The organism is Bradyrhizobium sp. Ce-3, from assembly GCF_022835695.1.
Classification (GTDB): Bacteria; Pseudomonadota; Alphaproteobacteria; order Rhizobiales; family Xanthobacteraceae; genus Bradyrhizobium.
On the sequence record NZ_BQUV01000010.1, the window covers coordinates 122,125 to 141,877 of the forward strand.

Here is a 19,753-nt window from a genome sequence, read left to right on the forward strand (position 1 = left end):
GCTATATCGCGAGCGATTCGCTGTGGAGCAGCCACCCGACGAACGCAACCAGCGTCAGCGCGATCGAGGCAGAGACGCTGACAAGCTTGATCGTCGTGATCGCCTTCAGGATCGAGACCGACCGCGCCGCGGCATGCGGGTCGCCGTGCAGCAGCAGCCACGCCAGCAGACAATCCTCGATCAGATCGCTGAGCAGATAGACCGCCGGCACGACCAGGCCGAGCCACGCCGCGGACGGATAGATCTGGTTGAGCCAGTGCGATGACGCCGCCCCCATCGCGCCGGCGAGCGCCAGCATGACGATGAGATCGAGCGGAAACAGCACTGGAAAGACGTACTTCATCCGGAGATCGGATTGCACCAGCTCGCCCAGCTGGTCGCCACTGTAGCTCAGCGTCTTTTCCGGAAAGCGGGTGCGGAATCGGTTGGCGAAGACGCGGTCGGAATAGCTGCCGACCCACCAGAACAGTCCGAACGCACCCACCACCAGTCCCGCGAGAATGATCGTCACGAGAGCTTGATGGCTCATGCCGATCCGTTCCTGTCGTTGTCGAGGAAGCCGCAGAAAGCAGCAGGCATGATCGCGCGCACCGGCGAAATCCCTGAACGGGAGATAATATCAACACAACACAAAATGATTCACCGGCAGATTCCCACCTTTTCCAAAGTGTTGCAATTGAATTCTGTGACGGCATTGCAGAGCGATCCCGACGCCGATCCCGCTCCGCGGATTTCGGCACGACCAGGCGGTCACGCCGGGTACACAGAACCGTCTTCAATTGGAGATTGAATTTTCCCCGCGTTCTGCCGTACATAGAGGCCAGTATTTTCACGGCGACCGCGGGGGCAACGGATGCCGAAGGATATTGTGATTTTGTGCGACGGCACCGGCAACGAGATCGGCGCCAACATTTCCAACGTGCTGAAGCTGTTCCGCGTCGCCGACAAGAATGACCGGCAGCGCATCTACTATCATCCGGGTCTCGGCACGATCGGCCTGCAGAACACCTGGGGCCGCTTCAAGCAGCAGGTCCGCGGCCTGTTCGGGCTGGCCTTCGGCGCGGGTCTCGACGAGGACACGCTTGGCGCCTACCGGTTTCTGTGCCGGCTCTGGGAGCCCGGTGACCGGGTCTGGATGTTCGGCTTCAGCCGCGGCGCCTATACCGTGCGCACGCTGGCGGCCTTCGTCCATGTGATGGGCCTGTTGCCGGTCGATCAGCTCGACCTCGCCGGCTATGCGTTCTCGACCTACAAGAAGGCGAGCTCGGACGCCCAGAAGCCCGACGGCACGTTCGACGATGCGCCGCTGAAGGAAGCCTGGCATTTCAGCCAGATCGCGGGCGGCCGCAACATCGACATCGAATTCGTCGGCGTCTGGGACACCGTGGCCTCGATCATCGTGCCGCGACAGGACAACTTCCTGTTCGACCTGCAGACGCTGCTGTTCACCCGCACCAATTCCAGCGTCAGGCGGTTTCGCCAGGCGATCTCGATCGACGAGCGCAGGCGCATGTTCCGCCTCAACCGCTGGATCGAGCCGCAGAAATTCCGCTCCGATCCGTTCGATCCGTCGACCGCGGTGGAGCAGGACATCCGCCAGGTCTGGTTCGCCGGCGTGCACTCGGACGTCGGCGGCGGTTATCCGGAAGACCAGAGCGGACCGTCGAAGTTTCCGCTGATCTGGATGCTCGAGCAGGCCAAGGCCGCCGGGCTGCGCATGGACCAGGCGCTGATCGATCATCTCGCCTGGGGGATGCCGTTGCCACCGCACACGCACGACTATGTGCCGCCGAGTGCGACTGCGCCGCTGCACAATTCGCTGACCGCCGCCTGGGAAATCCTGGAGTGGATTCCGAAGAGCGACAAATGGAAGGAATGGCCGGAGCGGAAATCCTTCCTCGGCTTCTATCTGCCGATGGGCGAGCCGCGGCCAATACCGGAGGGCGCGATCATCCATGCCTCGGTGGTGGAGCGCATGAAGGATTCGAGCTACAAGCCGATCAACCTGCCGACGACCTACCAGGTCGAGCCCCTGACGCCGCCGCCGGCGCCGCCCGCACCCGTTGCCTGACTTCCCTACGCGTCGATCGCATCCTTGATCCGCTTGCGGCTGAGCGGCAGGTCGCGCAGCCGCTTGCCGGTCGCATGCGCAATGGCATTGGCGAGTGACGCCGCGGCCGGGCCCTGCCCGGTCTCGCCGCTGCCGAGGAACGGCTGGCCCGGCCGGTTGATGATATGAACGGCGATGCTGTCCGGCACGGCATTGAAGCGCAGGATCGGATAGGTCTGCCAGTCGATGCTGGTGATCCGGGACTCGTCGAAGGTGACGCTTTCATACAGTGTCCAGCTGGTCGACTGTACGATCGCACCCTCGATCTGGTTGGTGATGCCATCGGGATTGACGACCTGGCCGGCATCGACGGCGGCGACCGCGCGCACCAGCCGGGCCCTGCCGGTCTCGCGATCGACCTCCACCTCGGACGCGATGGCGCAATAGGCGGCGAGGTTCTTGTAGCGCGCGAACGCAAAGCCGTAGCCGCGATTTGGCGGCGGCTTTTGCCCGCGGGTCCAGCCGAACTCCCGGGCCGCTTTCTCGACCACCGCACGGCCGCGCGCATCGTCGAGATGTTTCAAGCGAAATTCGACCGGATCGGCTTCGGCGAGATCCGCCAGCTCATCCATGAAGCTCTCGATCGAGAACACGTTGTGATAGGCGCCGAGCGCGCGCATCGCGGAAATCCGCAGCGGCATCGCGGCGATGAAGTGGTGCATCACATGCGCATTCGGAAAAGTGTAGATCGGGATCGCGTTGCGATCGCCACCGCCTTCGGGAAGCGGCAACGGCTTTGGCGCAGGCACCGCAAATGACCGCGCCATGTGCTGCGCGGCAAGCAGCGAGCCGGCGCCGCCCGGCCGCATCGAATGGGTGTTGCTCCACACCGCAAAATTCCAGTCGGCGATCTTGCCGTCGGCCGTGAGCGAGGCGCTTAGCTTCGTCACCATTGCCGGACCATAGGGCTCCCAGCCGTGCTCTTGTTCGCGCATCCACTGCACCCGAACCGGTCGTCCGGGAAGCGCGCGGGCAATCAGCGCGGCGTCGGCTGCGGCATCGTCGGCGCCGTTATGGCCGTAGCAGCCGGAGCCCTCGACGTGGATCAGGCGGACGCTCGATTGCGGCATGCCGAGCATCTCGGCGATCGCCTGCCGGTCGGGATAGACGCCTTGCGTGTGCGTCCACACCGTCATCGCGCCGTCGACGAACTGCGCGACCGCGCAGGACGGCCCGATCGAGCCGTGCGACTGGTAGGGCCGCGTGTAGGTGGCTTCGAGCGAGCGCGTGCCGCTCACCGCGGGATCATTGCGCTGGAAGATCGCAAAATCCTGCGACGGCAGCGCGGTCAGCACATTGGCCAGGTCCTGCTGGTTCGGCAGCTTCGCGCTCTCGCGCCATTTCGCCGCCCCGGCCAGCGCGTGCATGGCCTTGACCGCGGCAAACTCCTGCTCCGCCACCACGGCAAGGAAATTGCCGTCGCGCACGATTCCGACCACGCCGGGCATTTTCTCGACCGCGGCCGTATCGCATTCCGCGAGTTGCGCGCCATAGCTTGGCGGGCGCACCACGCGGGCATGCACCATGCCGGGCAACCGCATGTCCTGCACATAGGCGGCGCCGCCCGTAACCTTCGCGGGGATGTCGACGCGCGGCACCGGCTGCCCCATCACCTTGAAGCTCGCCGGATCTTTCAGGCGCGATGTCGGCTGCGCCTGGACATGCAGCATGTCCGAGCCGACAAGCTCGCCATAGCTCAAACGCCGGCCATCAGGGGCGATGACGGCCGCATTCTCGGTTCGCAGCGCGTCGGGAGACATGTCGAGCCGCCTGGCCGCCTCCGCGACCAGCAGCGCGCGCGCCTGCGCCGCGGCATGCAGGATCGCGGTGCCGCTGTCCTGCATCGAATGGCTGCCGGAGGTGTAGCCCTCATTCGCCGTGAGTTTCGTATCGGCGGCGATCACCTTCAGCGCATCGAAGGGAATGTCGAGCTGTTCGGCCGCGATCTGCTGGAACGCGGTGCGGAATCCCTGGCCGAGTTCGGCCTTGCCCGTGAAGGCGGTGATCTGGCCGTCGGCGTCGATCCGGATCCAGGAATCCAGATCGGGTGAAGTCGCGAGGCTCCCCGGCAATTTCGGGCCCTGAGGCTTCTGCTCCTGCGCGATCGCGCCGCGCATCGAGAAGCTGACGATCAGCGCGCCGCCACCGGCCAGCACGCTGCGGCGATCGAGAACCACCGGCGCGCTCATCGGACGCTCCTGTCGCTTGCGGCGTCGGCGGTGTCCATCAGCCTGGCGGCGCGATGCACCGCGCGGAGGATGCGCATATGGGTGCCGCAGCGGCAAAGATGCGGCTCGAGCTCGGCACGGATCTGCGCATCCGAGGGCTTCGGGTTGCGCATCAACAGCGCCTGCGCGCGCATCATCATCCCGGCGATGCAGTAGCCGCACTGCGCCGCCTGCTCCTCCATGAAGGCGCGCTGGATCGGCGCCGGCGCGGCCACGGTGCCGAGGCCTTCGAGCGTCGTCACCTGCTTGCCCTCGACGAGCAGCAGCGGCGTGACGCAGGACAAGACCGCCTTGCCGTCGACGATCACGGTGCAGGAGCCGCATTGCCCGAGCCCGCAGCCGAACTTGGCGGCATTGAGCGCCAGATCATTGCGCAGCACATAGAGCAATGGCGTATCCGGATCGGCGTCGACCCGATGATCCCGGCCATTGACCTTCAATGTCGTCATGGCGTGCCTCGCTGTCTGGAGTCCGCGGGCGCGTCGCGCGCCGCAACCGAGGTGGCTTGCGCCGCGCGCGCATCGCGCACGGCCTTGTCGAGATCGTTCCACGCCGGGCGCTTGCCGAACCCGGCGCGCAGATAGCTCGCGAGCGCAACCATCTGCGCGTCGTCGATGCTGGCGGCGAAGCCCGGCATGATCGGGCTGCGTTCGCCCGCGACGGCGCCGACGCCCGACAGCACGATGTTGAGCAGGTTGCGCGGGTCGGGGCTTGCGACCGCTGTGCTGAGCGCGAGATTGACGCCGCCATAGGGCAGCGCCCGGTTGCCCTCGTGGCAGGAAGCGCACGCCGCGGCATAGATCGCCGCGCCTGCGGTGTTGGCTTGCGCTGCGTCCGCTGATGCCGATTGCGCCACGGCATCCGCGGGCCGCTTGCGATCCGGCGGCGGGGCGCCCGAGATATCGGCCATATAGACGGCGATGGCGCGCACGTCGCTGTCGGCGACATCAGCCAGATTGCCGACCACTTCGGCCATCGGGCCGCGGGCGGTGCCGTGATCGGAATGCCAGCCATGGCGCAGATAGGCGTAGAGCGCCTCGGCAGTCCACCGCACCGGAGCGTGCGAGGCGTCGTTCAGCGCATAGGCGTGCCAATTGTCGACCTCGCCGCCGGCGAACTGCGCATTCACCCGCTCGGCGCCGAGCGCGTTGCGCGGCGTATGGCAGGCGCCGCAATGCGCGAGCCCCTCCACCAGATAGGCGCCGCGGTTCCATTCCGCGCCCTTCGCCGGGTCGGACGGCACCTCGCCGCCGCGCAGGTACAGCAGCTTCCACCCCGCGATCAGCGGCCGATAATTCAACGGAAACGCCAGCTGATTCGCCGGGGGCGACGCGTGCACCGGCTGTCGCGTCATCAGGAACGCGTACAGCGCCCGGTCATCCGCATCGGAGACATTGGTGAAATGGTCATAGGGAAAGGTCGGATAGAGGTGCCGGCCGTCGCGGGCCACGCCCGAGCGCATCGCGCGGACGAACGCCTCCTCCGGCCAGCCCCCGATGCCGGTCTCGGCATCCGGCGTGATGTTCGACGAGAAGATGGTGCCGAACGGCGTCGGAACCGGCAGCCCGCCGGTGTAATTGGCGCCGCCCTGCACGGTATGGCAGGTGTTGCAATTGCCGATCGCCGCGAGATCGCGGCCGCGCTTGACGATATCGGGATCGAAGATGTCCGGCCGGGGCGGCGCAATGGCCGCGATCTGCGGCCGCCAGGCGACCGCAACGCCCACGGCCGCGCCCGCGACCAGCACGATCGCGGCAATGCCTGTGATGAACCGCAGCTGACGAGCCATGCTTGAATTGAGTTTGTTGTTGGGACGTGTATTAACACGTTTCGTTCCGGTATCGTTCGCTCCGAAGACCTCGATCACCGCCTGTTGACCCCAAGGACATCAGGGGAAATCGCAAGGGATCATGCAAGGGACCATGACTGCCCAGCCCGCCCTCGATCGCGCCCCGGCTCCGCCTCGCGACGCGCGATCCGTGCTCAGTTCCGTGTTCGGTCTGTCGGGCTTCCGCGGCGCGCAGGAGAAGATCATCCGCCACGTCACCGATGGCGGCAATTGCCTGGTGCTGATGCCGACCGGCGGCGGCAAGTCGCTGTGCTACCAGCTGCCGGCGCTGCTGCGCGACGGCTGCGGTATCGTGGTGTCGCCCTTGATCGCGCTGATGCGCGACCAGGTCGCTGGTCTCACCGAGGCCGGCGTCAATGCCGCGGTGCTGAATTCCACACTGTCGTATGAGGAGGGCTCCGAGGTCGAACGGCGGCTGCTCGCCGGCGATCTCGACCTGCTCTACGTGGCGCCGGAACGGCTGCTGACGCCGCGCTGTCTCAATCTGCTCGGCCAGTCGCAGATCGCGCTGTTTGCGATCGACGAGGCGCATTGCGTCTCGCAATGGGGCCATGACTTCCGCCCGGAATATATCGGCCTGTCCGCGCTCGCCGAGCGCTTCCCCAACGTGCCGCGGATCGCGCTGACCGCGACCGCGGATGCGCTGACGCGGAAGGAGATCGCCGAGCGGCTCCAGCTCACCGACGCGCCGGAGTTCGTCGCGAGCTTCGATCGGCCCAACATCCGCTACGAGATCGTCGACAAGCAGAACGCGACCACGCAGCTGAAGAACTTCATCAGGGATCGGCATGCCGGCGACGCCGGCGTCGTGTATTGCCTTTCGCGCGCCAAGGTCGAGGACGTCGCGGCGGCGTTGAGCGAAGCCGGCATTCCCGCACTGCCCTATCATGCCGGGCTCGATGCCGGCGTGCGCGCCCGGCATCAGGATCGCTTCCTCAATGAGGATGGCCTCGTGATCGTCGCCACGGTTGCGTTCGGTATGGGCATCGACAAGCCCGACGTGCGCTTCGTCGCGCATCTCGATCTGCCGAAGAGCATCGAGGCCTATTACCAGGAGACCGGACGCGCCGGCCGTGACGGCAAGCCGTCGGCGGCGTGGATGGCCTATGGCCTCTCCGACATCGTGCAGCAGCGCCGCATGATCGATGAATCGACCGGTTCGGATGCCTTCAAGCGCGTCTCGATCGGCAAGCTCGATGCGCTGGTCGGGCTCGCCGAGACCGTGCATTGCCGGCGGCAGCGGCTGCTCGGCTATTTCGGCGAAACGCACGCGCACGAGAATTGCGGCAATTGCGACAACTGCCTGACGCCGCCGCGCGTCCGCGACGGCAAGGTGCTTGCACAGAAACTGCTGTCCTGCGCCTACCGCACCGGGCAACGCTTCGGCGCCATGCACCTGATCGACGTGCTGGTCGGGCGGCTGACCGAACGGGTCAAGCAGTTCAGCCACGACCAATTGTCGGTGTTCGGCATCGGCCGCGAGCTCAATGAGAAGCAATGGCGTGCGGTGTTGCGGCAACTGGTGGCGATCGGTCATCTGCGCGCCGACAGCGACGCCTTCGGCGCGCTGAAGCTGACCGACAGCGCCCGCGGCGTGCTGAAGGGCGAGACCGCGGTGATGCTGCGCGAGCAACCGGAAGGCGCGCGCAACCGCGCGGTCCGCGGCAAGTCGCGCCGTGGCGAGCTGGCGCCCGCGGCCGACAGTCCGGGCGGCACCGCCAACCCGACGCTGCATGCGGCGCTGCGCGCCTGGCGCTCGGAGGTCGCGCGCCAGCGCGGCGTGCCGGCCTATGTGGTGCTGCATGATTCCACGATCGACGGCATCGCCGCGATGCGTCCGGACACGTTGAACGAACTGCGCAACATCGCCGGGATCGGCGACAAGAAGCTCGAGCATTACGGCGCCGAGCTGATCCGGATCGTGAAGTCCAACGACGGCTGAGCAGTCGCCGACTGCCGCTTGTCGGTGACGCCATCGTGACACCGGCGCGATCTGGCCGCGCTTTGTCTCGTTGACGGCCCGCGGATGTCCGCTCATCCTGACCGCGTTTCCTTCACCCATCCAGCAGAGGAGCCGAGCATGAGCAGCAAGCCGACGATCGTTCTGGTTCATGGATTTTGGGGAGGCGCGGCGCATTGGAGCAAGGTGATCGTCGCGCTCTCGCGCAAGGGGCACACCGGCCTGCAAGCGGTGGAGATGCCGCTGACCTCGCTCGCCGACGATGCCGAGCGCCTGCGCAAGATGGTCAAGCAGCAGAGCGGTCCGGTGCTGCTGGCCGGCCATTCCTACGGCGGCGCCGTCATCACCGAAGCCGGCGATCTCCCGAACGTGGTCGGCATGGTCTACATCGCAGCCTTCGCGCCCGATGCCGGCGAGAGCCCCGGCGGCATCAGTGCCGGACTGCCGCCGGCAGCAATCGCCAATGTCGCACCGGATAGCGACGGCTATCTCTGGATCAAGCCCGACAAGTTTCACGAGAGCTTCTGCCAGGATCTGCCTGCCGACGAAGCGCTGGTGATGGCGGTCACCCAGAAGGCGCCGCTTGCCAGCACATTCGGCGACAACGTCAGCGCGCCGGCATGGAAGAAGAAGCCGGTCTGGTACCAGATCTCCAGCGAAGACCGGATGATCAACCCCGACAACCAGAAGCGGATGTCGGAACGGATGAAGCCCCGCAAGATCATCACGCTCGCGGCCGGCCACGCCTCGCTGGCCTCGAAGCCGAACGAGGTGACCGCCTTGATCGACGAGGCCGCGACCAGCCTGGCGCAGGCGTAGACACCGGTTGCTCTGTCGTGGCCGGACGTGTCCCGGCCATGATGGTTTGTGTCGCTACGACGAGGAAGCCGGCTCGACTCTAAAGCAGCTCTAAGCACCGCCTATTGACTGCCGCCACACGCTCCGCCATGCGTGGCGCATGTCCCCGCAACCTGAGGCCGCATCGGCCGACCTGTTTCGCCATCCGCCGCTGCTGCTGTTCGTGGCGTCGCGCTGCTTCTCCGAATTCGCCTATCAGATCGCCACGGTTGCGATCGGCTGGCAGGTCTACGCGCTGACCGGCAGCGCCGTCTATCTCGGCCTGGTCGGGCTGGTGCAGTTCATCCCGAACGCGCTGCTTGTATTCATCGCCGGCCACGCCGCCGACCGCTACGATCGCCGCCGCGTCGTGCAGGCCTGCCAACTGATCCAGGGTCTTGGGGCCGCCTATCTCGGCTGGCGCAGCTTTGCCGGCGATCTGACCGTGCCCGAGATTTTCTCGGTGCTGGTCGGGTTTGGTATCGCCGGCGCATTCGGTGATCCGGCGTCCTCGGCGCTGCTGCCGGCCGTGGCGCCGGAGGGCCAGCTGCAGCGCGCCACCGCGCTGTCGACCGGTGCCTGGCAAATCTCGATCGTCGCAGGTCCGGCGATCGGCGGCCTCGCTTACGCGATCTCGCCGGTCGTCCCCTATGCCGTGATGGCGGCGTGCTGGCTGCTCGCCACCATCTTCTGCGGCGCGATCCGGCTCGAACGGCCGGCGGCCGAGCCGGACCCGCCATCGCTCGGGCAATTGTTCGCCGGGGTGAAATTCGTCCGCGACAATCCGGCGATCCTCGGCACCATCTCGCTCGACCTGTTCGCGGTGCTGCTCGGCGGCGCCAGCGCGCTGCTGCCGATCTATGCGCGCGACATCCTGGATGCCGGCCCCTGGGCGCTCGGCGTGATGCGCGCTGCGCCCGCGGTCGGCGCGTTGGTGATGACGGCCGTGCTGACGCGGCACCCGATCGCGCGGCGGGTGGGCTTGCGCATGTTCCAGGCGGTGATCGCGTTCGGGATCTCGCGACATATCTGGCTGTCGACACTGGCGCTCGCCGCGATGGGCGCGGCCGACACGATCAGCGTCGTGATCCGCGTCTCGCTGGTGCAACTCGCGACGCCCGACGAGATGCGCGGCCGCGTCGGCGCCGTGAACTATCTGTTCGTCAACGCCTCCAATCAGCTCGGCGAGTTCGAGAGCGGCATCACCGCTGCACTGTTCGGCGCGGTGCCGGCAGCCCTGATCGGTGGCCTCGGCACCGTCGCGGTGGCGCTGCTCTGGATGCGGTGGTTCCCCTCGCTGCGCAAGGTCGAGCGGTTGGAGTGAGGCAGCGCCCGGATACCGCAGCCCTCGGCGCCGCGGCATAGGAGCCATACCCGGCGCGGCAACGCATGCGCTTGCGGGCCGCGCCGCAACAGCCCTAATCTTTCTGTCGTTGCGTCCAACGAGGCGCGGCCAAGATAGAACGACAAGAGATAGGGAAGAGACGGGCCATGGCTCAGGAGAGCACCGCACGCACAACCGCGCGCCCTGCCGAAACTGGAACGTTCGATGCCGTGGTGATCGGCGCGGGCTTCGCCGGCATGTACATGCTGCATCGGCTGCGCGGGCTCGGCTTCACCGCGCGGGTCTATGAAGCCGGCGGCGGCGTCGGCGGCACCTGGTATTGGAATCGCTATCCCGGCGCGCGCTGCGACGTCGAGAGCCTGCAATATTCCTTCTCGTTCTCCGAGGAACTCGACCAGGACTGGAGCTGGTCGGAGAAATATTCTCCGCAGCCCGAAATTCTCGCCTATGCCAACCACGTCGCCGATCGCTTCGATTTGCGCGACCAGATCGTGTTCGACACCCGCGTCACCGCGGCGGCTTTCGACGAACAGGAAGGCAACTGGTCGATCGAGACCGACCGCGGCGACAAGGTCACCGCGAAATTCTGCATCATGGCGGTCGGCTGCCTGTCGGCGCCGAACCGTCCAGCCTTTCCCGGCATGGAAGATTTCCGCGGGCCGATCTATCACACCGGCGAGTGGCCGCATGCGGGTGTCGACTTCACCGGCCTGCGCGTCGGCGTGATCGGCACCGGCTCGTCGGCGATCCAGTCGATCCCGATCATCGCGCAGCAAGCGTCCGAGCTGACGGTGTTTCAGCGCACCGCGACCTGGTCGGTGCCGGCATGGAATGAAAAGCTGTCGGCGGAGTATCTGAAGGAGGCCAAGGCGCATTATCCGGAGCTGCGCGCCAAGGCCCGCGCGCGCCCGACCGGCTTCTATTTTCTGTTCAACGCCCAGCCTGCCTTGCAGGCGAGCGAGCAGGAGCGCGAGCGGCTCTATGAGGAGGCCTGGCAGCGCGGCGGCCTGCCCTTCCTCGGCGCGTTCGGCGATCTGCTGTTCGAGAAGGCGGCCAACGACACCATCGCCGATTTCGCACGCGACAAGATCCGCGGCATCGTCAAGGATCCCGCCACCGCCGAGCTGCTGTCCCCTCGAAACGTATTCGGCTGCAAGCGGCTCTGCGTCGATACCAATTATTTCGAGACCTACAATCTGCCACACGTGAAGCTGGTCGACGTGTCGACAACACCGATCGAGCGCTTCACACGCGATGGCATCGTGGTCGACGGCACCGAACACAAGTTCGACGCGGTCGTCTCGGCGACCGGCTTTGCCGCCATGACGGGCTCATTCGACAAGATCGCGATCACCGGCCGCGGCGGGCGGACGCTGGCCGAGAAATGGCGTGCCGGCCCGCGCGCCTATCTCGGCCTCGCCTCGGAAGGCTTTCCGAACCTGTTCATGATCACCGGGCCCGGCAGCCCGTCGGTGCTCGCGAGCATGATCCAGGCGATCGAGCAGCATGTCGACTGGCTGGCGGATTGCATCAGTCACATGCGCGACATCGGCGCCGGCACGATCGAGGCGATCCGTGACGACGAGGACGCCTGGGTCGCCCATGTCAACGACGTCTCCACGGTGTCTCTGCGCTCGACCTGCAGTTCCTGGTATGTCGGCGCCAACATCCCGGGCCGCCCCCGCGTGTTCATGCCCTATATCGGCGGCTTCCCGATCTATGTGCAGAAGTGCAATGAGGTGATGAATTCGGGCTATGACGGCTTCGTGCTGCAGGGCGGCCGCAACGGCAATTCGCCGCCGCAGGTGCGCTTCACCGAGCGCTGGCAGGTGCCGCTCGACATCGAGGTGATCTCGCCGGCCGCGGTCGCCGCCAAGCGGGTTCCCGTGGTCTGAGCCGCCGGCGGTATCGCCGCCGGGATTGCGCATGATAGTGTCGCGCCGGCCCGCGTGTCGCATCGCGGGCCGCACGGGGGACGATGGCCGACACGGCATTGCAGGGATTGGTCGAGCGGATCGGCGCGGATCACGTCGTGCGCCGGCTCGGCATCGAGGCCGCGCACGAGAAGCAGCTGTTCGGCCAGGGCACGCTGGTGTTCAACGTCGAGAACTGGAAGCTGGCGCCGCGGGTCGTCGAGACGGCGCTGAAAGTCGTCGGCCTGCATGGCCGCGCAAGGCGCAACGCCGACCGGGTCGAGGTGCGGCGCAATCTGGTGACGTCGGCGCGGCTGCCGGCGGCGTTCGACGGCTTCACCATCCTTCACATCAGCGATCTCCACGCCGACATCAGCCAGGGCGCGATGCGGCATCTGACCGACATCGTCCGTTACATCGCTTGCGACGTCTGCGTCCTGACCGGCGATTATCGCGGCAGGACGTTCGGCCCGTTCGAGACCAGCCTCGCGCTGATGCGGGATCTGTGCGCGCGGATCAAGCTGCCGCTCTACGGCATCCTCGGCAATCACGACAGCATCCGCATGACGCCGGCGCTGGAGGCGATGGGCATCCGGATGCTGTTCAACGAGCAGGAGACGATCGCACGCGACGGTGCCACGATCCATCTCGCAGGGATCGATGACGCGCATTTCTATCGCACCGACGACATCGCAAAGGCGGCCGCCGGCATCCCCCGCGATGCGTTCTCGATCCTGCTCGCGCACACGCCGGAATCCTATCGCGCGGCGCAGGCGGCCGGCTTCGACCTGATGCTGAGCGGCCATACCCATGGCGGCCAGCTCTGCCTGCCCGGCGGCATCGCGATCAAGCTCGAGGCGCGGCTGCCGCGCCGGATGGGCCGAGGCGCCTGGCGGTTCGGCGACCTTGCCGGATACACATCGGCCGGCGCCGGCACCAGCCTCGCGCCGGTGCGGCTGAACTGCCCGGCCGAGATCACGGTGCATACGCTGCAGCGGCTCGGTTGAGCCCGCCCGCGCACCGCCGGCCCATTGCCAAAATATCCAAAACAACCCCATGCACAGTAGCCGGCGGCCGCCCGGACGCGCAGTCAGCGGTAAAATAGTATGAAAAACCGCCCTACGCGATCGCCCAGCCGTAACGATGGGAAGGAGCAGCGGCGAGGTCTCAATTGCCCTTCTTCGCGCTCGCGCTCTGCTCGTTCACCGTACAGGTGATCAACAGCGTGTAGCCGCGCGCCTCCTTGGCGATGTCGGAGGTCTCACGCTTCGTGGCGTCGTGCCGCTCGGCGGTCCGGTACTCCACCGCGCTGTTGTCGAGGAAGTCGCGCAGCGCGCCGGTCTTGATGGCGAAGTTGATGTTTTCCGGGATCGATCCCGTGGCGCGCGCCATCCTGACCGCGTCGAGCTTCGCGGCCACCACGCCGACCACGGCGCCGCCGAGATCGAACAGCGGTCCGCCGCTGTTGCCGGGCTGCACCGCGGCGCTGATCTGCAGATGACGCGTGTCGTTGAGGATGCCGCTCAAGGACGAGACGATGCCCGTGGTCACGGTGAAATCGGATGTCAGCAGGCCATGATAGGGATAGCCGATCGCCACCACGCCATCGCCCACCCGAATCGAGTTCTGCCGGATGCTCGCGACATCCTTGAACGGCGACGGCGCCTGCAGCAGCGCGAGATCGTTGGTCTCGTCGTCGGACACCAGCCGCAATTTGACCGCCGCCGCGCCGCTCAGATTGCCCGTGATCTCGTTGCAGCCGTCGATCACATGATGGTTGGTGACGACGTGGCCGCTATCGCTGACGACGAAGCCGGTGCCGGTTCCCGATCTCGCCTGCTTCGCGGGCGGCGCGTTGGGTGCTGCGGCCTGCTGCGGCGGCGCAGCCGCAGGTTTGGCCGCGACCGCGAACTCGCCGGCATTGGCGACGCCGTTCTTCTTCACCGAGACGACGCAGTTGAGCAGGGCCGGCAGCAGCTGCGCGGTCTGATTGAGGTTGAACTGAAACAATTGTCCCTGCGCGAATGCCGTCATCTGGCGCGCCTTGCGGAACTGGTTGATCAGCGCCGAATTCACCGGCATCTCGACATTCACGAGCTTCTCGCCAAGTGGCATGCCGTAGACATTGAACGCGGGTTGGCCGTCAAAGGTCAGCGCAAGCGGAAAGGCTTCGCCCGGCGTCAGGCGCCAGCTGTCATGAGCCAAGCCCAGCCGCCAGCTGCCATTCGCGGCAACCGCCACCATGAAGAAGATGCCGCTCTGGTAGGTGCTCCCCGCCGAGCAATGTGTGAACGCGCCGCTCTTGTCGTCGGTGAAAGCGCCGCCCTTCCAGTTGCCGACCGTGATCGAGCCGTAGGGACCGCGGGCGTTCGACGGAGTTGCGGACGCAAACAGCCACGCGGCCGCAACGGCCGCCCAGATCGCAACTCTCATGATACACACTCCCCAGCCACAACCCTTTATAGGAGGCGAGTAAATTCATCCGCAAGTGGTGCTCGGCTTGGTCTTTGGTGCTGCGGCCGCGCAAATCCGCCGCGGATGAGGCGATCGCTACATCCTCAGGTTACGGAAGGCATGTTCCTATTTTGTTCCGAAGATGTCAACCCAGACACAATCCGATCCGCCGCGAAGGCGGATGCTACTGCGGCTCGCCGACCGAGGACTGCGCCGGCGGATTTGGCTCGCTGAACCAGTACCAGGATGCGAAGGCGTGGACGCCGACGCCGATCAGGAAGATGCCGGCGTAGAGTTCGACCTCGCTGTTCATCGCCAGCAGGAGGCGGGCGCGCGGCACGGCGCCGTGGCCCTGGTAGGTCCAGACCCAATGCCCCATGGCGACGATGCCAAGGCCGAGCGCGGCGATGGCTCGGCCGGCCGCATTCATCATCCTCACGCGAAGGTCTCCCGACTCTCCCCGGCCATACGGGAAAATATCGGGTGAAGCTGACGGGGACCTGACGTGGGGCGGGCCTGTAGCCCGGATGCAGCGCAGCGAAATCCGGGATCTCCCGCCGTCGAGAGACCGACCCGGATTGCGCTTCGCTGCATCCGGGCTACGAAGCCACGAAATCGGAAGCCCTTCCGCCTCAGCCGTTCCTGAATGCGTAGGCATAGCCGTTGAGCGCCGGGGCGCCGCCGAGATGGGCGTAGAGCACCTTCGATCCGGCCGGGAAGTAGCCCTTCTGCACCAGGTCGATCATGCCCTGCATCGATTTGCCCTCGTAGACCGGGTCGGTGATCATGCCTTCGAGCCGCGCGCTGAGCCGGATCGCCTCCTTGGTCTCCTCCGACGGCACGCCGTAGGCGGGATAGGCATAGTCCTCGATCAGCACGACATCATCCTCGACGATGTCGCGGCCGAGCTCGACCAGCTTTGCGGTGTTCTGCGCGATCGACAGCACCTGCGCCTTGGTCTGCGCGGGCGTGAACGAACCGTCGATGCCGATCACGTTGCGCGCGCGCCCGTCGGCGGCGAAGCCGACCAGCATGCCGGCATGGGTCGAGCCGGTCACCGTGCAGACCACGATGTAATCGAACTTGACGCCGAGCTGGCGCTCCTGCGCGCGCACCTCCTCGGCGAAACCGACATAGCCGAGCCCGCCAAACTTATGCACGGAGGCGCCGGCCGGAATTGCGTAGGGCTTGCCGCCCGCCGCCTTCACTTCCTCGATCGCCTGCTCCCAGCTCTTGCGGATGCCGATGTCGAAACCATCGTCGACCAGGCGCACATCGGCGCCCATCACACGCGAGAGCAGGATGTTGCCGACGCGGTCGTAGACGGCGTCCTCATGCGGTACCCAGCTTTCCTGCACCAGCCGGCACTTCATGCCGATCTTGGCGGCGACGGCCGCGACCATGCGGGTGTGGTTCGACTGCACGCCGCCGATCGAGACCAGCGTGTCGGCGTTGGAGGCGATCGCATCGGGAATGATGTATTCGAGCTTGCGCAGCTTGTTGCCGCCATAGGCGAGCCCGGAATTGCAATCCTCGCGCTTGGCATAGAGCTCGACCTTGCCGCCGAGATGCTTTGAAAGCCGATCGAGCTTCTCGATGGCGGTCGGCCCGAAGGTGAGCGGATAGCGCGCGAACTTCTCCAGCATGCTGGCATCCTCTTGGTGTCGTGAATTTGGTGTCTTGAATTTAGTGTCCTGGAACGGCGGCCAGACCTATCACCCCGGGCGCGAAAGGTGCTCTCTAAGTCTGCCCCTGCGGTTAGCGAAGATTGCTGAATCCGGCCACCATGATATGGTTTCTCTCACCAAATCGCCAAATCGTGAGAGATTCTTCCATGTCCACCCGGCTCGACCGCATCGACCTCAAGATGTTGAGATTGCTGCAGAAGAACGGCCGGCTCAGCAATGCCGAGCTGGCCGAACAGGTCGGCGTCAGCCCCGCCACCTGCCACCGCAGAACGCAGGCGCTGTTCGACGAGGGTTATGTCAGCGGCGTCCGCGCCATGGTGGCGCCGCGCAAGCTCGGCAAGGGCACGCTGGTGATGGTCGGCGTCGTGCTCGACCGCTCGACGCCGGAAAGCTTTGCGAGCTTCGAGCAGGCGGTGGCGCAGCTGAAATGCGTGCTCGACTGCCACCTCGTCGCCGGTGATTTCGATTACTTCCTCAAGATCCGCGCCGGCGACGTCGACGACTTCAAGCGCATCCATGGCGACCAGCTGATCGCGCTGCCCGGCGTGCGGCAGACCCGCACCTTCTTCGTCATGAAGGAGGTGGTGGACAATGCAGCGCTGGAGTTTTGAACCGCGTCGCCGCCCGGCAACCTACTTCGAGGCTTTGGCGATCTTGTGCCCGAGATGGCCGGTCTGATGATCTCTGCGCAGTTGGCTCAGCGACGTCTCATTCAGCGCAACCAGGACATCGCTCAGCTTCTCGGTTTCGGGGTAACCCGCCGCGAAACCGGGCCCGTAAACCTTGCGCAAGGTGCGCAGCAGCGTATTTCCGTGCTTGCCGCTGATTTCGCCGTCCTTGTTGGGATGCCGGTTGTCGAGACCTGCCTTGCTCATGCTGCTCTCCCTTGGCCCTCACCGGCAGCATCTGCCTGAGGTGATCAAATGGCAACTGAAGCTGCAAAACGGCCGGGAACCCTCGCGACGCCCTCCCGCATCCCCGGTCGAAGGCGAGGTTTCAGTGGCTATTTGCGGCGTATTCGGTCAATGTGACCAGCACGCTCCTGCGGACTCCGGAGAGGCCTGACGCGGCGATCGAAGCAGCAAGTCGCGTCCGCACGGGAAGCCACAGCTCCATTGCGTCACAGCACAGTCCAGCGTTAGAGCACCCCCTAAACGACTGAGGTGGACAGATGTCATATGCCTACAAGCTGAACGAAGACGTTCACCACCGGGCCCAGGGGCCGCAAGGTCGTGCCGAGGCCGATGAGCCGGCGGTCTACACCATCGTTCAACGCATGCCGATTGAAGCAGACGGGCGGCTTCGATACCGGATCAGGAGCAAGGCAGGCAATATCGAGCGCGTGGTGACGGAAGAGCAGCTGACGTACTCGCAATGAGCAATAAGCGGCCGGTCCGAGCGGGCGATCGACCCGGCCGCTGCAGCTGCGCGCGCCACCGGGAAGCGCGCGTCGCGCTTCAGCCGCCCGCCGCGCCTTCCGCTGATCCCTGGCGTCCATCCCTCGCCTTGCCGCGCACCGCCACCTTGTCGCCGTCATAGGTGAGCGTCCAGGTCCAGGCGTCGCCGAGCCCGACATATTGCAGGTCGACGACGAAGGTCTGCGCGTCCTTCCACGCGCCCTTGACGGCGCGAACGCCGAGGAAGCTGGGGGCACTCTTGCGCGAGAGACCGTCGAGGCCGATCGGTCCGTCGAAATGGCGCCGCGCAGGATCGCCGGCGTTGGTCTCCACGACGTAGCGCGGATTCTCATCGGCAAGGAACAGCGTCAGCGTCTTGAGGCCGAGGTCATTGTCCGGGAATTTATAGGTGCGGCCCGAGATCGCCGACGCCGTCGCGGGCGTCGCGCCGACCGGCGTCGGCTTCTCCGTGGCGACGTCGGCAATCGCCTTTGCCAATTGTTCGGCCGCGGCCGCATCGGCCGGCAAGGCCTGGTCGGATTTGACCGTTCCGGAAATCTCGTCGGCCAGCCTGCCGAACGGGCAGAAATTGCTCGCCGTCATCACGGCGACGATGTCCCGTTCCGGCAACACCATGATCACCTGGCAATGATAGCCGACCGTCATGTAGACGTGCTTGTCGGGGATCGCCCAGAACTGATTGACGTAGCGCAGCGAGGGATCGAACCGCGAATGCATGTCGACGCTGGCATGGTTGATCGCATCGAGGAAATCCGCCGGCAGCAACTGCTTGCCTTCCCACGCACCGTTGCGCAGATAGAGATACCCGATCTTCGCCATGTCCCGCGGCTGCATCGCGAGGCCGAACCCGCCAATCGAGAGCCGTTGCGGATCCCGCCGCCAGAACGGCGGGGCGATGCCGAGCGGACCGAACAGCCGCTCCTGGGCATAGTCGGCGGTGCTCTTGCCGGTGAGCTTGCTGACGATCGCCGACAGCACGTGCGAGCCGCCGCTGTTGTAATAGAACGCCTCGCCCGGCGCATGCGCCATCGGGCGGTCCAGAATGAACTGGACCCAGTCCGGGCTCTTTCCCATGTCGCGCAGCGACTGCTCCCGGCCACCCTGAAACCCCTCGTCCCAGTCGAGGCCCGACGTCATGTTGAGCAGATGCTGGACCGTGATGGCCTTCTTGCGCTCGTCGAGATCAGCGATGCTGCGATCGGAAAAGAAATCCAGCATCGGATGATCGAGACGATCCAGCAGACCATCCTTGTAGGCGATCGCGAGCAACGTCGAGACCACCGCCTTGGTGGAGGAGTTGATCGCGTGCGGCATGTCGGCGGTAAACGGCGCGTAATAGGCATCGAGCACGAGGCGGCCATGGCGCGTCACCAGCAGGCTGTCGAAGCTGCGCGCGGTGCCGGTCGCCACCAGCTTTGCCAGCGCCGCCGAATCCATGCCCTGCTGCTCCGGCGTCGAAGTTTCCCACTGCGCCGTCGGCCAGACCGGCTCGGCGCTTTGGCCATTGGCCGCGCCGGTGTGCAGCGATGTGAACAGGACTAGCGCGCCCAGCGCGGCCCTGGTCCGTGACGAAAGCCCGACGACGAGATCGGCTGCCTGCATAGCCCGCCCTGCCAGTGATCCACCTGCGCGCAAGGCATATACCACGAGCGGCGACCGTCTTGTCTCACAACTTGCAGACATCGCTGCCGGGCAGCGAGAGCCGAGCGGCCGGCCATTCCAAATGTGAAATCCCAACTGTGATACGGCTCACGAACTCGTGGCAGAACGCCACAGCGCAACCGGAGGCGCGTGTGTTTCCGGAACACGCATGATGCCGTAAGCTGTCCGTAGCCAACCTCGCGTCCAGCGGAGTGCCAGGCCGACGCATTCAGACCGATTTGCAGACCTATTTGCAGACCGTTGCAACGCTGCGAGCGACCCGACGTTGGCGACAAGCCGATCAAACCGG

18 protein-coding genes are annotated in these 19,753 nt (G+C 65.8%); 9 read left to right on the plus strand and 9 right to left on the minus strand.

The window, feature by feature from the left end; translation table 11 throughout:
- Nucleotide 1 precedes the first annotated feature (1 nt).
- Nucleotides 2–529 carry a hypothetical protein gene (locus BRSPCE3_RS29990; RefSeq protein WP_244069947.1) on the minus strand — a complete coding sequence of 176 codons (528 nt, stop codon included), beginning with the start codon at nucleotides 527–529 and terminating at the stop codon, nucleotides 2–4.
- Between BRSPCE3_RS29990 and BRSPCE3_RS29995 the strand changes: the two genes are divergently transcribed.
- A complete protein-coding gene (locus BRSPCE3_RS29995) occupies nucleotides 521–790 on the plus strand; it encodes a hypothetical protein (RefSeq protein ID WP_244069948.1) in 270 nt (89 codons plus the stop codon). The genes BRSPCE3_RS29990 and BRSPCE3_RS29995 overlap by 9 nt on opposite strands.
- Before the next feature lie 63 nt (nucleotides 791–853).
- Nucleotides 854–2,071: a DUF2235 domain-containing protein gene (locus BRSPCE3_RS30000; protein WP_244069949.1), complete on the plus strand. Its 1,218-nt coding sequence runs from the start codon at nucleotides 854–856 to the stop codon at nucleotides 2,069–2,071.
- A 5-nt stretch (nucleotides 2,072–2,076) separates the two neighbouring features.
- On the opposite strand, the gene BRSPCE3_RS30005 is transcribed toward BRSPCE3_RS30000, so the two are convergent.
- From BRSPCE3_RS30005 to BRSPCE3_RS30015, 3 genes are read right to left on the minus strand one after another with little or no spacing between them, the layout of a single operon-like run.
- Entirely contained in the window at nucleotides 2,077–4,299 is a 2,223-nt protein-coding gene (locus BRSPCE3_RS30005) for a molybdopterin cofactor-binding domain-containing protein (RefSeq protein ID WP_244069950.1), read from the minus strand.
- Complete coding sequence (locus BRSPCE3_RS30010) at nucleotides 4,296–4,787, minus strand: (2Fe-2S)-binding protein (RefSeq protein ID WP_244069951.1); 492 nt, start codon at nucleotides 4,785–4,787, stop codon at nucleotides 4,296–4,298. Before BRSPCE3_RS30010 ends, BRSPCE3_RS30005 begins: the two co-directional genes overlap by 4 nt.
- The gene (locus BRSPCE3_RS30015) at nucleotides 4,784–6,127 is read right to left on the minus strand and encodes a cytochrome c (RefSeq protein WP_244069952.1); all 1,344 of its coding nucleotides are present in this window, start codon (nucleotides 6,125–6,127) and stop codon (nucleotides 4,784–4,786) included. Before BRSPCE3_RS30015 ends, BRSPCE3_RS30010 begins: the two co-directional genes overlap by 4 nt.
- Nucleotides 6,128–6,260: 133 nt before the next feature.
- On the opposite strand from BRSPCE3_RS30015, the gene recQ reads away from it, so the two are divergent.
- The 5 genes from recQ (at nucleotide 6,261) to BRSPCE3_RS30040 (ending at nucleotide 13,249) form a co-directional block, all read left to right on the plus strand.
- On the plus strand, nucleotides 6,261–8,129 hold the full coding sequence (recQ, locus tag BRSPCE3_RS30020; RefSeq protein WP_244069953.1) for a DNA helicase RecQ: 1,869 nt from the start codon (nucleotides 6,261–6,263) through the stop codon (nucleotides 8,127–8,129).
- Between the two features lie 138 nt (nucleotides 8,130–8,267).
- The gene (locus tag BRSPCE3_RS30025; RefSeq protein ID WP_244069954.1) at nucleotides 8,268–8,966 is read left to right on the plus strand and encodes an alpha/beta hydrolase; all 699 of its coding nucleotides are present in this window, start codon (nucleotides 8,268–8,270) and stop codon (nucleotides 8,964–8,966) included.
- Between the two features lie 139 nt (nucleotides 8,967–9,105).
- Nucleotides 9,106–10,308 (plus strand): MFS transporter, encoded by a 1,203-nt coding sequence (locus BRSPCE3_RS30030; protein WP_244069955.1) that lies wholly within the window; start codon nucleotides 9,106–9,108, stop codon nucleotides 10,306–10,308.
- Between the two features lie 167 nt (nucleotides 10,309–10,475).
- A complete protein-coding gene (locus BRSPCE3_RS30035) occupies nucleotides 10,476–12,224 on the plus strand; it encodes an NAD(P)/FAD-dependent oxidoreductase (RefSeq protein ID WP_244069956.1) in 1,749 nt (582 codons plus the stop codon).
- Nucleotides 12,225–12,307: 83 nt separating this feature from the next.
- Nucleotides 12,308–13,249: a metallophosphoesterase gene (locus tag BRSPCE3_RS30040; protein ID WP_244069957.1), complete on the plus strand. Its 942-nt coding sequence runs from the start codon at nucleotides 12,308–12,310 to the stop codon at nucleotides 13,247–13,249.
- A 160-nt stretch (nucleotides 13,250–13,409) separates the two neighbouring features.
- Here the strand turns inward: BRSPCE3_RS30040 and BRSPCE3_RS30045 are convergent, their stop codons facing one another.
- From BRSPCE3_RS30045 to BRSPCE3_RS30055, 3 genes are all read right to left on the minus strand, one after another.
- Entirely contained in the window at nucleotides 13,410–14,675 is a 1,266-nt protein-coding gene (locus tag BRSPCE3_RS30045; protein ID WP_244069958.1) for a S1C family serine protease, read from the minus strand.
- A 205-nt stretch (nucleotides 14,676–14,880) separates the two neighbouring features.
- The gene (locus tag BRSPCE3_RS30050) at nucleotides 14,881–15,129 is read right to left on the minus strand and encodes a hypothetical protein (RefSeq protein WP_244070136.1); all 249 of its coding nucleotides are present in this window, start codon (nucleotides 15,127–15,129) and stop codon (nucleotides 14,881–14,883) included.
- Nucleotides 15,130–15,328: 199 nt separating this feature from the next.
- Complete coding sequence (locus BRSPCE3_RS30055) at nucleotides 15,329–16,342, minus strand: 1-aminocyclopropane-1-carboxylate deaminase (RefSeq protein ID WP_244069959.1); 1,014 nt, start codon at nucleotides 16,340–16,342, stop codon at nucleotides 15,329–15,331.
- Between the two features lie 188 nt (nucleotides 16,343–16,530).
- Between BRSPCE3_RS30055 and BRSPCE3_RS30060 the strand changes: the two genes are divergently transcribed.
- On the plus strand, nucleotides 16,531–16,995 hold the full coding sequence (locus BRSPCE3_RS30060; RefSeq protein ID WP_244069960.1) for an Lrp/AsnC family transcriptional regulator: 465 nt from the start codon (nucleotides 16,531–16,533) through the stop codon (nucleotides 16,993–16,995).
- 21 nt (nucleotides 16,996–17,016) lie between these two features.
- On the opposite strand, the gene BRSPCE3_RS30065 is transcribed toward BRSPCE3_RS30060, so the two are convergent.
- Nucleotides 17,017–17,259 carry a hypothetical protein gene (locus BRSPCE3_RS30065; protein WP_106324687.1) on the minus strand — a complete coding sequence of 81 codons (243 nt, stop codon included), beginning with the start codon at nucleotides 17,257–17,259 and terminating at the stop codon, nucleotides 17,017–17,019.
- 296 nt (nucleotides 17,260–17,555) lie between these two features.
- Here BRSPCE3_RS30065 and BRSPCE3_RS30070 point away from each other — a divergent pair, with 296 nt between their 5' ends.
- Nucleotides 17,556–17,762: a hypothetical protein gene (locus BRSPCE3_RS30070; protein WP_244069961.1), complete on the plus strand. Its 207-nt coding sequence runs from the start codon at nucleotides 17,556–17,558 to the stop codon at nucleotides 17,760–17,762.
- Between the two features lie 79 nt (nucleotides 17,763–17,841).
- Here the strand turns inward: BRSPCE3_RS30070 and BRSPCE3_RS30075 are convergent, their stop codons facing one another.
- Nucleotides 17,842–19,404, minus strand: a complete 1,563-nt coding sequence (locus BRSPCE3_RS30075; RefSeq protein WP_244069962.1) for a serine hydrolase — start codon at nucleotides 19,402–19,404, stop codon at nucleotides 17,842–17,844.
- Nucleotides 19,405–19,753 lie beyond the last annotated feature (349 nt).

Bases quoted from the DNA above. Each gene is read 5' to 3' on its own strand.
- BRSPCE3_RS29995 (WP_244069948.1), top strand. From the start codon at position 521: ATGGCTCATGCCGATCCGTTCCTGTCGTTGTCGAGGAAGCCGCAGAAA.
- BRSPCE3_RS29990 (WP_244069947.1), bottom strand. From the start codon at position 529: ATGAGCCATCAAGCTCTCGTGACGATCATTCTCGCGGGACTGGTGGTG.
- BRSPCE3_RS30000 (WP_244069949.1), top strand. From the start codon at position 854: ATGCCGAAGGATATTGTGATTTTGTGCGACGGCACCGGCAACGAGATC.
- BRSPCE3_RS30005 (WP_244069950.1), bottom strand. From the start codon at position 4,299: ATGAGCGCGCCGGTGGTTCTCGATCGCCGCAGCGTGCTGGCCGGTGGC.
- BRSPCE3_RS30010 (WP_244069951.1), bottom strand. From the start codon at position 4,787: ATGACGACATTGAAGGTCAATGGCCGGGATCATCGGGTCGACGCCGAT.
- BRSPCE3_RS30015 (WP_244069952.1), bottom strand. From the start codon at position 6,127: ATGGCTCGTCAGCTGCGGTTCATCACAGGCATTGCCGCGATCGTGCTG.
- recQ (WP_244069953.1), top strand. From the start codon at position 6,261: ATGACTGCCCAGCCCGCCCTCGATCGCGCCCCGGCTCCGCCTCGCGAC.
- BRSPCE3_RS30025 (WP_244069954.1), top strand. From the start codon at position 8,268: ATGAGCAGCAAGCCGACGATCGTTCTGGTTCATGGATTTTGGGGAGGC.
- BRSPCE3_RS30030 (WP_244069955.1), top strand. From the start codon at position 9,106: ATGTCCCCGCAACCTGAGGCCGCATCGGCCGACCTGTTTCGCCATCCG.
- BRSPCE3_RS30035 (WP_244069956.1), top strand. From the start codon at position 10,476: ATGGCTCAGGAGAGCACCGCACGCACAACCGCGCGCCCTGCCGAAACT.
- BRSPCE3_RS30040 (WP_244069957.1), top strand. From the start codon at position 12,308: ATGGCCGACACGGCATTGCAGGGATTGGTCGAGCGGATCGGCGCGGAT.
- BRSPCE3_RS30045 (WP_244069958.1), bottom strand. From the start codon at position 14,675: ATGAGAGTTGCGATCTGGGCGGCCGTTGCGGCCGCGTGGCTGTTTGCG.
- BRSPCE3_RS30050 (WP_244070136.1), bottom strand. From the start codon at position 15,129: ATGATGAATGCGGCCGGCCGAGCCATCGCCGCGCTCGGCCTTGGCATC.
- BRSPCE3_RS30055 (WP_244069959.1), bottom strand. From the start codon at position 16,342: ATGCTGGAGAAGTTCGCGCGCTATCCGCTCACCTTCGGGCCGACCGCC.
- BRSPCE3_RS30060 (WP_244069960.1), top strand. From the start codon at position 16,531: ATGTCCACCCGGCTCGACCGCATCGACCTCAAGATGTTGAGATTGCTG.
- BRSPCE3_RS30065 (WP_106324687.1), bottom strand. From the start codon at position 17,259: ATGAGCAAGGCAGGTCTCGACAACCGGCATCCCAACAAGGACGGCGAA.
- BRSPCE3_RS30070 (WP_244069961.1), top strand. From the start codon at position 17,556: ATGTCATATGCCTACAAGCTGAACGAAGACGTTCACCACCGGGCCCAG.
- BRSPCE3_RS30075 (WP_244069962.1), bottom strand. From the start codon at position 19,404: ATGCAGGCAGCCGATCTCGTCGTCGGGCTTTCGTCACGGACCAGGGCC.